Origin of the sequence: Cohnella sp. GbtcB17, assembly GCF_019091135.1 — a bacterium.
Taxonomy (GTDB): Bacteria; Bacillota; Bacilli; order Paenibacillales; family Paenibacillaceae; genus Cohnella.
Genome location: NZ_JAGXJW010000024.1, coordinates 44,020 through 56,637 on the forward strand (window position 1 = coordinate 44,020; position 12,618 = coordinate 56,637).

The 12,618-nt window shown below is 59.4% G+C and carries 10 protein-coding genes; all 10 read left to right on the top strand.

Annotated elements, in window-relative coordinates; genetic code table 11:
- Window positions 1-65 precede the first annotated feature (65 nt).
- The gene (locus KVT38_RS14895; protein WP_217594517.1) at window positions 66-1,424 is read left to right on the top strand and encodes a glycoside hydrolase family 64 protein; all 1,359 of its coding nucleotides are present in this window, start codon (window positions 66-68) and stop codon (window positions 1,422-1,424) included.
- 210 nt (window positions 1,425-1,634) lie between these two features.
- Complete coding sequence (locus KVT38_RS14900; protein WP_217594518.1) at window positions 1,635-2,606, top strand: ABC transporter permease; 972 nt, start codon at window positions 1,635-1,637, stop codon at window positions 2,604-2,606.
- A gap of 18 nt (window positions 2,607-2,624) precedes the next feature.
- Window positions 2,625-3,515, top strand: coding sequence for a carbohydrate ABC transporter permease (locus KVT38_RS14905; RefSeq protein WP_217594519.1), 891 nt, complete (start codon window positions 2,625-2,627; stop codon window positions 3,513-3,515).
- An 88-nt stretch (window positions 3,516-3,603) separates the two neighbouring features.
- Complete coding sequence (locus KVT38_RS14910) at window positions 3,604-5,340, top strand: type 2 periplasmic-binding domain-containing protein (protein WP_217594520.1); 1,737 nt, start codon at window positions 3,604-3,606, stop codon at window positions 5,338-5,340.
- Between the two features lie 97 nt (window positions 5,341-5,437).
- A complete protein-coding gene (locus KVT38_RS14915; RefSeq protein ID WP_217594521.1) occupies window positions 5,438-7,333 on the top strand; it encodes a cache domain-containing sensor histidine kinase in 1,896 nt (631 codons plus the stop codon).
- Window positions 7,333-8,898, top strand: coding sequence for a response regulator (locus KVT38_RS14920; RefSeq protein ID WP_217594522.1), 1,566 nt, complete (start codon window positions 7,333-7,335; stop codon window positions 8,896-8,898). Before KVT38_RS14915 ends, KVT38_RS14920 begins: the two co-directional genes overlap by 1 nt.
- A gap of 105 nt (window positions 8,899-9,003) precedes the next feature.
- Window positions 9,004-9,378, top strand: coding sequence for a hypothetical protein (locus tag KVT38_RS14925; protein ID WP_217594523.1), 375 nt, complete (start codon window positions 9,004-9,006; stop codon window positions 9,376-9,378).
- Between the two features lie 756 nt (window positions 9,379-10,134).
- A complete protein-coding gene (locus tag KVT38_RS14930; protein ID WP_217594524.1) occupies window positions 10,135-11,049 on the top strand; it encodes a hypothetical protein in 915 nt (304 codons plus the stop codon).
- A 73-nt stretch (window positions 11,050-11,122) separates the two neighbouring features.
- A complete protein-coding gene (locus tag KVT38_RS14935) occupies window positions 11,123-11,893 on the top strand; it encodes an ABC transporter ATP-binding protein (RefSeq protein WP_368859100.1) in 771 nt (256 codons plus the stop codon).
- Window positions 11,862-12,614 carry an ABC transporter permease gene (locus KVT38_RS14940; protein ID WP_217594526.1) on the top strand — a complete coding sequence of 251 codons (753 nt, stop codon included), beginning with the start codon at window positions 11,862-11,864 and terminating at the stop codon, window positions 12,612-12,614. Before KVT38_RS14935 ends, KVT38_RS14940 begins: the two co-directional genes overlap by 32 nt.
- Window positions 12,615-12,618 lie beyond the last annotated feature (4 nt).

Below are 12,618 nucleotides of genomic sequence, written 5' to 3' on the forward strand. Positions count from 1 at the left end.
AGCCTGCTTAAGCGATGGGCAAAAAGCATGGTGGTACGAAACTAATCAAATGGAGGAAGATGCGAATGATTAGGAAAAAGTCACTGTTGCTGTTGTTTTCCCTGCTTGCGGCAATCAGCTTTCCCCTGTTCTCTCCCCGCGCCGCGGCTGCGGACTTCACCCAGGGTGTGGCTGTGACGGGATCGACGGCGACAATCTGGTTCAAGTCCAACGTAGGCACGACATGGGTCGATGTCCATTACCGGCTGAACGGCGGCGTCCAGCAAAATCTCCGGATGACGTACAGCTCGGCGAATGCCCGTTACGAGCAAGCGGTAACCGGGGTCGCCTCCGGCAACGTCATTCAATATTTTTTCACGTACAACAACGGCACGCCCGCCTACGACACTGCGACCTACACGTATACGGTCGGCGGCTCGACCGGCGGCGGAGGAGGCTCGGGAACGGGAATCGGCTCAATCCCCGCCTCCTCCATTCCGATGCCGTCGGGCAGCGGAGCCGTCTCCTTGAAGGTCATGAACGGGACGGGAGGCGCTTATCCCGACAGCCAGGTATACTGGGGTGTAATCGGCATCAATCCGGCGAACGGCGCCTGGAGCTACCTCGACCTGAACGGCAATCTGAAGCCGATCTCGACCGCTTTGAACGACGCTGCGGGGCATCTGACGAAAAACGGTCAGAACTATGCGAACTTTTTCTATCCCGTCAGCGCGGCAAGCTGGGTCAATCTGCCGAAGATCACGTCGGGGCGGATGTTCCTCTGCGTCGGCACGCCCTGCTATATTAAGACGTACAATGACGGCTTCGCCGGACCCGATATCAACAATCCGTCCGATCCGAACCTCAATGTCTACTTCGACTTCATCGAGTTCACGGTCGACAATGCCGGCTATCACGGCAATACGACCCGAGTCGACGGATTCGGCTTCCCGATTCAACACCGGCTGGTGAACAAGGCAGGCAACTACGACCGCACAGTCGGGGAGCTGGAGTCCGAGACGCGATCCGGCCTGTTCACCAAGTACCAGAATGAAGTGCCGACGGCATTCAAGTCGCTCGCCACCGTGCAAGCACCCTATCGGATCGTCGCGCCGATCCATGGCTCCTTTGCCGCCGGCGGCGCCAACGCCAACTATTTCGCCGGCTACTCCGGCTACAACACGCAGGATATTTTGCGCTGCGACGGCAGCGTGATCAACGCCTCCGTATGTGCGGCGATCAACAGGCATGTGTATACGAGCAGCGACTGGAACAATGTCTCCAACTACTACAATGCAGCTCCCGCCAATTACTACGCGAAGTTCTGGCACGATCACAGCATCGATCGTCTTGCTTACGGTTTTGCTTACGACGACGTCAACGGCCAGGCGGCGTATCTGGAGGTCGGCGATCCGAAGGGCGTTATCATCCGGGTCGGCTGGTAGACGACGATCGATTAGAAGGGGCTGTCCCCAAAGCAAACGGTACGAAGCGAAGGAACGGCCGCTCCGTACCGTTTTGCGGTTTTTGCGCAAACTTCCGAAAAACGGAACCGCGATACGAAATATCAAGCCTACCCACCTTGCTGGAGGGATCGTACAATACAAACAGATGAAAACACTTACAACATTTGAAAAAGACAGGAGGTCGATCGTATGGATGCCCGGGCGGAGGCGCTGGAAGCGCAGCGGACGCAGGCGCGCGCGCGCCGGGGCGGGGCGGCCGGATGGGCCAGGAAGCTGCTCGCCCAGCGCTACCTCCAAGCGATGGCCTTGCTCGGCGTAGCCTGGATGCTCGTATTCAATTACATCCCGATGTACGGACTGATCATCGCATTCAAGGAGTACAACATCATCAAGTCGGTCGGCGACGCGCCGTGGGTCGGGCTTTCGCATTTCCGCGAATTTTTCTCGGACGAACAGCTGCCCGGCGTCATCCGCAATACGATCGGCATCAGCCTGCTCAAGCTGATCGTTGGCTTTCCGCTGCCGATTCTGTTCGCCCTCTTCCTGAACGAGCTCCGGTCGGTCCGGTTCAAGAAGGCCGTGCAGACGATCTCGTACTTGCCGCACTTCCTGTCCTGGGTCATCCTGGGCGGCATCCTGACGACCTGGCTGTCGGACGTGGGCGTCATCAACAAGGTGCTGCTGGCGCTCGGATTCATCCAAGATCCGGTCGATTATCTGGCCAGTCCGGGCTACTTCTGGACGATTGCGGTGAGCTCGGACATATGGAAGGAGCTCGGCTGGTCGGCGATCATCTATCTGGCGGCTATGGCGAGCGTGTCCCCGGAAATGTACGAAGCCGCGACGATCGACGGCGCCGGACGCTTTCAGAAAATGCGGTACGTGACGCTGCCCGGCATCGCCGGCACGATCTCGATTCTGTTCATTCTGGCCGTCAGCGGCCTCCTAAACTCCAACTTCGACCAGATCTTCGTCATGCGCAACGCGCTGAACGACAGCACGAGCAACGTCATCGACATTTTCGTGTACCAGACGGGCATCTCCCAATCCCGCTATTCGTACGCGACCGCCGTCGGCCTGATCAAGTCCGTCATCACGCTCGGCCTGCTGCTCGGCGCGAACGGCGTCCTGAAGCGCATGAATCAATCCACGCTGTTCTGACCGAAGGGAGGGCAACCGATGTTTGCATTAAAACGAAGAACGAGAGGCGAGGCCGTATTCGACGGCGTCAACGTCCTGCTCATGCTGGCCATCTGCTTCGTGACGATCTACCCCGTCTGGTACGTCCTCATCAACTCGCTGAACAGCGGGCAGGATGCGATGAGCGGCGGCATCTACTGGCTGCCCCGGGTGTTCACCCTGGACAACTACGCGGCCGTCGTCGACAACCCCGGCATCGTGACCGCGATGGGGATCACGGTCGCCAAGACGCTCGTCGGCACCGTCCTGCACGTATTTTTCACGGCGATGGTCGCCTACGCGTTCTCTCGGCGAGAGCTGATCGGACGCAATCTCTATATGATTCTAGGAACGGTCACCATGATCTTCAACGGCGGGCTCATCCCGACCTTCCTGCTCATCCGCGACCTGCAGCTGCTGGACAACTTTTTCGTCTACATCATCCCGGCCATGTTCAGCTTTTTCGACCTGATCATTTTCGTCTCGTTTTTCCGCGAGCTGCCGCAAGGACTCGAGGAGGCCGCCAAGATCGACGGCGCCAACGACCTGGTGCTGTTCCTGCGGGTCGTCATCCCGGTCTCGCTGCCGGTCGTCGCGACGATCGCGCTGTTCCACGGCGTCTGGCAGTGGAACGACTACTTCGCGGGCGTCATCTATATCACGCAAAACACCGAGCTGCAGCCGATCCAGACCTTCCTGTACCGCGTCGTCGCGCAGAACGATACGAGCCAGATGGTCACGGCGGCGGCAGGCGGCATTACGAAGTCCGTCACGTCCAATTCGGTGAAAATGGCGACGATGGTCGTCACGACGCTGCCGATCGTGCTCGCATATCCGTTTTTGCAGCGGTACTTCGTGAAGGGGCTCATGATCGGGTCGATCAAGGGCTGATCTGGACGGACGACGTTTCCGTTAAAAGAGGGCAACCACGACTTTCCACATAGAAGACTGTCCATTAGAAAAGCAAAGGGGAACGAACATGAACAAACGCGTATCCAACAAAACGATCGCCTCCACGCTGCTGCTCGCGCTGACGTTCTCGCTGTCGGCTTGCGCCGGCGGCAACAACGAGAGCCAGTCGAGCTCAAGCGCTCCGGCTTCAAGCAGCGCCAGCCCGTCCGCCAGCGCGCCTTCGGCTTCGGGGACCGCCTCCGCCAGCGCGGAGAGCGAAGGCGTTGCGTCATCCGACGCGCCGGGCTGGCAGGCCGACGCCGCCAAACCGATTACGTTCGACTGGTATCTGAACTTCTCCTGGTTCCCGAACAAGTGGGGCGTCGATCCGACCTCCCAGTACGTCACGAAGAAGACGGGCGTCAACATCAACTTTATCGTACCGGCAGGCAACGAGAACGAGAAGATGAACACGATGATTGCCTCGGGCAAGCTGCCGGACTTCATCACGCTTGGCTGGTACGAGGACGCGGTCAAGAAAATGCAGGAGGGCGGGCTCGTCCTGCCGCTGAACGAGCTGGCGAAGGAATACGATCCTTACTTCTTCAAGGTCGCCGACCCCGCCAAGCTGAGCTGGTACACGCAGCCGGACGGCAATGTGTACGGCTACCCGAATGCGTCGTCCTCGCCGAAGGATTATGAGATGTACGGCACGAATTTTACTTCCAACCAGACGTTCCTCGTACGCAAGGACATGTACGAGGCGCTGGGCAAGCCGGACATGCGGACGCCGGAAGGCTTCCTCGCGGCGCTCAAGGCCGCGAAGGAGAAGTTCAAGGACGTGAACGGCCAGCCGCTTATCCCGCTCGGCCTGCACGAATTCACGCCGACGGGCAACTATTCGCTCGAGGATTACCTGGCCGACTTCCTGGCGATCCCGCGGGATATCGACGGCAAGCTGAACGACAAGTACGCGCTCGTCGACAACGAGGAGTACGTGAAGTGGCTTAAGGTATTCCGTCAGGCGAACCAGGACGGCCTGCTCGCCAAAGATATTTTCATCGACAAACGCACGCAAATGGAGGAGAAGATCGCGCAGGGCCGCTACTTCGCGATGATCTATCAGCGCTCCGACCTGGCCGCCCAGGAGAACGTGCTGTACGCCAAGGACCCGAACTCGGTCTATATCGCGGTCGACGGTCCGGCCAACGCGAACCAGGATCCGCCGAAGCTGGCCGGCCCTTCGATCTCCGGCTGGACGGTCACGCTCATCTCGAAGGACGTCAAGGACAAGGCGCGCGCCATCAAGTTCCTCAGCTACCTGATCAGCGAGGAAGGACAGAAGGATCTGTACCTTGGCGAGAAAGGCGTCTCGTATGATACGATCGACGGCAAGGACCAGTTCAAGCCGGAGGCGCTGCAGCTCATGCAGTCCGACCGCACGTCGTTCGACAAGAAGTACGGCTCGTCGTACACGTTCTGGATGCTGATGGATACGAACATGAACCTGCAGTGGGCGCCCCCGAGCGTCGAGCCGGCGAAGCAGATGGAAGATTGGACCCGCGGCAAGACGGTCAGCTACTCGCAGTACGACCTGATCGATCCGCCGGCCACGTCTCCGGAGGGCATCACCAAGACGAAGATTGACACGCTCTGGAGCAAGGCGCTGCCGAAGCTGCTGCTGTCGAAGTCGGACGCGGAGTTCGACAAGGTGCTGCAGCAGTTCAAGGACGATCGCGCGAAGGCGGGGTACGACGCCATGCAGGCGTTCCGCCAGAAGAAGTTCGAGGAGAACGTCAAGAAGCTCGCGGATTTCATGAAGTAAGGCTTTGACCAAGGACTGTCGTCCCTTTCGGGACGGCATGTCCTTTTGGAGTTTTTCGGGCCATGCTCCGATTACGACGGCAAACGGAAGTGACGGCATGCAGAAGCGGACATTTTGGAAAAAAACGGTGCGAAGGCTGGTCGAGCGGCAGGAGCAATGGTCGCTGCAGACGCGGCTGATTCTGGCGTACGTGATCATCCTGCTCATTCCGAGCGTCCTGATCTCGCTGTTGCTGTTCAAGCAGTTCGCGGGCAGCGCGATCGACGAGATGGAGCGGAAAAACGAAAACACGCTCGAGATCGAGCGACTTAATATCGACAACAACATCGAGACGATCAGGCGCGCGGCCGACCTTAGCCTGGCGGACCAGGAGGTACTCGATTACATCTCCCGGACGACGGATCCGGATACCGCCGAGTTGATCGACTTCAGCACGACGGTCGTTCCGGCGCTCGGACGGCTTCAGTCCAACAATCCGAATATCGCGCACATCCGCATCTATTTCGACAACAAGCGGATCAACGAGATCTATCCGGTATTCGCGGACGAAGAGCGGGTCGCTAAGGAGCCGTGGTTCGGCCGTCTGACCGCTTCGGAGGATCGGACCGCGTGGAGCTTGACGCCGACCGACCCGGATCCGTTCAAGATGATATTCGAGAACGCGCCAGCCGGTCAGCCGAAGGTCGCTTTTCTGAAGGAGATCATGTACCCGCTGGGCGTTCACGCCGGCATACTCGAGGTCGACATGCTGATGTCCAGCTTCTTCCCCAAGACGTTCGGCAGCAGCGCGGACGACATGTCCCAGCTGGTCATTTCGGATTCGCAGGGACATCTGTTTTACAATCCGCAGCAGAAGCTGCTGGCGGCGACCGGCGTGTCGCCGGAAGAGCTCGCCGTCGCGCTGAATCCGAGGGAGCGGCAGCAACCTCCGAGCTTCCGCCTGACGCTCGGCGGCCAGCCGTTCCTGGCCGTCTCCCGCGAGATCGAGCCGCTGGGTGCCCGGATGATCAACGTCGTCTCGCTGCAGCGCGTGCTGGAGAGCGCGAGGCAGACGCGCGATCGCCTCATCGCGGCCAACGTCATCCTGATCGCGATTTTGAGCATCGCGACGTATGCGCTCAATTCGTTTATTTTGAAAAAGCTGCATATTCTGACCGATTCGATGAAGCGGGTGCGCCAGGGCGACTTCGGATTCGACCTGACGGTCCGAGGCGGCGGCGAGGTCGGCGAGCTGGCCCATCACTTCCGCAAGATGCTGCGCAAGATCAACGAGCTGATCGCGGATGCAGTGAACAAGAAGGCGGCGTCCAAGGAGACCGAGCTGCGGTCGCTCAAAAACCAGATCGACTCGCACTTCCTGTACAATACGCTCGAAAATATCAAGATGATGGCGGAGGTGGAGGGCCAATATCCGATCTCGGACGCGCTCACCTCGCTGGGCGGACTGATGCGCTACAATCTCAAGTGGACGAGCGAATACGTCCGCTTGCGCGACGAGATCGCGCACATTACCAACTATATCGCCATTATGAATATCCGCTACGAGAACCGAATTCGTCTCGCGCTCGACATCCCGGCCGCCCTGCTCGACCAGGAGCTGCTCAAGATGTCGCTGCAGCCGATCGTGGAAAACGCGGTTAAACACGGGCTGCGCGCGTCGTCCATGGAGACGCTGACGATCTGCATCGAGGCGGAGGCGCGCGAGGGGACGCTGCTGCTGGCCGTTCGCGACGACGGCCGCGGCATGCCGGCGGACCGCGTCGCGCAGCTCAACCGGTCGATCGCGCTCGAGGCGCCGGAACCATCCGGCGCAGTGGCAGCCGGAGCGGACGCGGGGCGAGAAGGGGGCGGCATCGGGCTGCGCAACGTGCATCAGCGCATCCAGCTTTATTACGGCAAGGAGTACGGCCTCGCGGCGGAAAGCGAGGAAGGCGTTTATACGCGTGTCGTCATACGGATTCCATACTTTATTTTGACGGGAGGCGCAGGCTGATGCGAACGCTGCTCATCGTCGATGACGAGAAAAACATACGCGCGGGTTTGAAGGCCATGATCGAGCGCCAGTACAGGGACCGGTACGACGTGTCGCTGGCCGCCGACGGGACGGAGGCGCTGGACGTCGTCCGGGGCGGACGGATCGATATCCTGATTACGGACATTCGCATGCCGGAAATGGACGGCCTGGCGCTCATCCGGCATGTGGCAGAGCTGTCCCCGAACACCGCCGTCATCATCCTGAGCGGCCACGACGACTTCCAGTATGCGAAGGAGGCGATCAAATTCCACGTGCGGGAATATTTGCTGAAGCCGATCGTACGGGAAGAGATGTACGGCATTCTGGACAGGGTGGAGGCGGAGCTCGGCCGCGCCGAGGAGGCGGAGAGCCGGCTCGACGAAGCAGACCGGGTTCGCGAGGAGCTGCGGGCAGCCCAGCTGCACTATATATTCGTGCACCCCGCCATCGATCCGGCGGACGCCGCGGAGCGCTGCAGGTCCGCGGGGCTGGAGCGTCTGGAGCCGGCTTACTGGGTCGGCGCACTTAAGTTCGCCGGCGACCGCGGGCAAAATGTGCTCGCGCAGGAGTTTCTCGCGCGCGGCGTGGAAGGGCGCGCGACCTTCCATCTGGAGGATCAGGACGGTTACCTGATCGTATTGACCGACGAGGTGGCGTTGTTCGACAGGCTTATGCGGCATTTGAAGGACAAAAGCGTCTCCTCCGCCTATCATATCGGGCTGAGCCGCATGAAGGAGCGGCTCGAGGAGGTTCGCGCCGGCTATGCCGAGGCTAGGCGCGCCGCGGGCTACAGCTTGCTGCAGCCGCGCTGCAGCTCCTCGATCATTCGTTACGAGAGCGTCATGGACCGGACGGACGCGCCGGAGCTGCCGGTCGACGACGTCCGCAGGCTCGCCAATATGCTCGGAACGGACCGCGAGGCGGATATGAAGGCGATTCTGGTGCGCCTGTTCGATCTGAAGAAGACTTCGGAGTTGTCGCTCGACTATTTGGAGCGTCTCAGCAAGCTGCTGAACGAGACGGTATTCGACGACGTGTTCCGCACGTACGGCGAAGCGTCGCTGGAAATTTTGCGTCTGTATAAGCGTGTGGGCAGCATCTATCGCTTCTCGGACATCCACGAATATTTTCACGAGGCCGAAAACTTGCTGTTCCGGCTGAACGATTACGTCCGGACGGTCCGCTCCACGCTTGGGGACAACCGGGAGATGCGGAAGGCGGTCGCTTATATCGAGGCGCATTATGCCGAGGACCTGAACATGGCCACGGTGTCCAATCATGTGTCCCTCAATTATTCGTACTTCAGCGAGCTGTTCAAGGAATACACGGGACAGAGCTTCGTCTCGTACGTCAAGTCTGTGCGCATCGAGAAGGCCAAGGCGCTGCTCGCGCGGACGGACGCCAAAATATACGAGATCGGCCAAAGCGTCGGCTTCGAAAACGCGAAGCAGTTCAACCGCGTCTTCCGGGAGCTGGAGGGCGTCCCGGCATCGGAGTATCGCGCAAGGCGTCAGGGGACGGGGCAACCTGGCGCGGGAGCTTGATACCTTCGATACGTAAAACAAGCTTTTTCCCTGCTCGATATGACCGATTCCGTTTTTTGTCGCGGGAATACGATGATTGTATCCTAAGACAAGGAAGTGATTGAATTGGCCAATCGAAATGTACGTCTCGCGCTCTGGTCCGGCACCAACTTTACGGGCCGCCGTATCGTTTTCAGGCGTGGAGGCGTGGCGGTTCGGGACCTGGGCGCATTCCGGTTTAACAACATTCTGTCGAGCTTCAGGCTGAGCAATGTCGCACAAAGCGCCCAAGTCACGCTTGTGCTGTTTTCCCAAACGAACTTCCGCGGCTCGTTCCGCGTGTTCCGCGGGAGCCAGAGCGTAGCGAATCTGGGAAGCTTTAATTTTAACAACGTCACGTCTTCGTTGGTTCTGGTGGGGCGCAGACTGACGAACGAGGAGATCGCGCGCATACAAAGCACGGGCACTCCGCCGCGCGATGTGCTCGTCATCAGGCAATAATAGGGTAGAAGGAATGGAATCGGATATCGTTTGAAGAGAGAAGGCGGCTGCCTTCTCTTCTATTTTACATATCAATCGCGTACGGCGGCAGGCTGTCGCTGTAAGCGAGAAAAGCAACGTTACAGAATAGACGAGCCTCCCGAATCGTGCTGTAAGCGAGAAAGGCGCGGTTACAGGAGCAAGCCGTCGCTGTAAGCGAGAAAAGCAACGTTACAGAAACGACGAGGGCGTTGGACCGTGCAGGAAGCGAGAAATGTGCGGTTACAGGAGCAAGCCGTCGCTGTAAGCGAGAAAAGCAACGTTACAGAAGGGACGAGCCTCCCGCATCGTGCTGCAAGCGAGAAATGCGCGGTTACAGGAGCACGATGCCGCTGTAAGCGAGAAAAGCGACGTTACAGGATAGACGAGCCTCCGAATCGTGCTGCAAGCGAGAAAGGCGCGGTTACAGGAGCAAGCCGTCGCTGTAAGCGAGAAAAGCAACGTTACAGGAAAGACGAACCTCCCGAATCATGCTGCAAGCGAGAAAGGCTCGGTTACAGGAGCAAGTTGTCCGCTGCGAGCGAAACGACAAGACCGTCAGGGGTGATTTTCCCTGGCGTTTTTTCGCTTTATTCGTCCCGCTGCCCGAAAGTTTATCTTTTTTTAATCTTTTCCTTATTTCCGGTTTATTTTCGTTTTCAGGCGTTTTAGAATCGCCCGCTAATATGAATTCAGGCGGACGACGAAGCCGCGAATCGGAATCAGGAGGTAATGAAGATGAAAAAGAAATTGGTAATGGTGGGCGCGGGACTGACGATCGGGAGCGCGCTGCTGGTGACGTCGGCGTTTGCGGATATCGGGGGCGCCGGCGGCGGCTACGAGGCGTACAAGAAGGCGATCAAAACGACGGCGGCGGCGGAAAACGCGACGCAGCATTACGTGCTCTCTGTGAAGGATAACGGAGCGGAGCTGCTAAACGTCAACGGGACGCTCAAGGAGAGCCGGATGGCCGGCGGCGTCAGCGGCAGTGCCGAGATCGCGACGGGCGCGGCTTCCGAGCGGCTTGAATTTTACCATCAGGACGGCGCGATGATCTTCAAGTCCGGCAGCAGCGACACGTACAACGTGGCGACGGAGAAGCACGAAGCGGATCGCGCCGACAGCCATGACTGGGATCGCGAAGATCCTGCCGTTGGGCAAGGGCTGGAGAAGCTGGTCGACGCGCTCGTCGGCAATCTGAAAAATAACGTGAATCTGAGCAAAGAGGCGGACGGGACGCAAGCGATCGACATGACGCTGAAGGGCTCGCAAATCCCGGCAGCGTTGAACGTGATCGGCTCGCTTGTCGTGAAGGAAGCGCTGAACGCGGAAAATGTACACCAAGACTCGGCCTTGAAGGATACCGGCGTCGTCGGCATCGATCTGTCCCGCCTGGACGCGAAGCTGCCACGGTTGACGCAGGATGTGAATGTCGACCAGGTGTCTCTGCGCGCGGAGATCGACGCGAATCATTACATCGTCCACCAAGTCGTCGAACTCGCCGTCACGGGCAAGGACGAAGCGGGCGTATCGCATCGGCTGGCCGTCAGCGCGGATATCGACACCTCGGACGTCAACGGGACGACGCCGGATACGGTGGATCTGACGGGCAAGAAGATCAATAAGATCGAGGCCGACAAGCTTCAAGACTAACGGACAGATGAAATTCGGGAAAGGGAGCGGCCGCCCGGGCCGCTCTGCCGATCCCGCACAAGGAGGGAATATCGTGTCGGAAGAGACGGTGCTGGACATCGAAGGATTGACGAAACGCTATCGGAACGGCAGAGGGGTGAACGAGGTCTCGCTTCGCATCGCCCGGGGAGACGTCTACGGCTTCTTCGGGCCGTACGGCGCGGGCAAGTCCACGGTCATGAAGATCGCAGCCGGCCTGGTTCGTGCGGACCGGGGGCGCGTCCGGCTGTTCGGAACCGATGTCGCCGAGGACTACGAGCGGGCCATGAAGCACGTCGGCGTGCTGATCGAGAAAGCCGAAGCGTTCGAATACATGAGCGCCTACAAAAATCTGGAGCTGGCCGCCAGGCTGTACCCGGAGCTGCCGAGAACGCGGATCGACGAGGTGCTTGAGCTGACGGGACTGTCCGCAAGCAAGCGGGAGAAGGTCGGCCATTTTTCGCTCGGCATGAAGCAGCGGCTGGGGATCGCGTCCGCGCTCGTCGGCAGGCCCGAGCTGCTCATTCTGGACGAACCGACGAATGGGCTCGATATCGAAGCGACGGTCGATTTAAGAACGCTGATCTTCCGGCTCGCGAGCGAGGAGCGGATCACCTTTTTCCTGTCCAGCCACCTGATCTCGGAGATGGAGTCGATCTGCAACCGGATCGGCATCATTCAGGACGGCCGCATCATTCGGGAGGGCAGCTGGCAGTCGCTCAAGCAAGCTTCGGGCCAGTCGCTCGAGAGCTACTATATGAGTCAGATTCGGTCGGAAAAAGGAGGAGAGACGAATGGAGCTGCTCAAGCGATCGACCGTCAATGAGCTGGCGAAGCTGTATGCGAGAAAAAAAACGATCTGGCTGCTGTTGGTAGCCCTGCTCCTGCCCTTCGCAGGCCTGCCTGTCGTCCGGCAGCTGCAGAATGGACTGGGCATCGCGGGTATCGCAAGCGATCAGTATGCCGTCACGATCCTGAACGCGATGACGCTGTTCGTGCTGCCGCTGCTCATCTTCATGACCGCGTCCGACATGGTGTCCGGCGAGATCGGCGACAAGACGATCCGATCCGTGCTGTCCCGGCCGGTAAGCCGGACCAAGATTTATGCAGCGAAGCTGATCGCGCTGTTCGCGCATACCGCCGTCTTGCTGCTGCTTGTTTTCGTCGCATCCGAGGCCGCGGCCTTCCTGCTACCGGACGCCCGGGACGCGTCGGGGGGAATAGGCGAAGCCATCCTCGCTTATGCAGCTGCCGCCCTGCCATTGTTCGTACTGTGCACGGCCGCGGCATGGGTGTCGCTCGGTTTCAAAAACGCGAGCGGCGCGCTGACGGTATGCATCCTGCTGTACGCGGCCGCCAAGGGACTGGCGCTCGTCTTCCCGTCCTACATGGTCTTTTCGCCGATCACGTACATGAATTGGCATCAGCTCTGGCTGGGCGGCGCGATTCCCGCAGGAAGAATATTCGCGATCTTCAGCCTTCTGCTCGGCTGCGGTATGGTATTCTATACAACGGGTTATTACTTTTTCGATAAAAAAGAAGCGTAGGAGA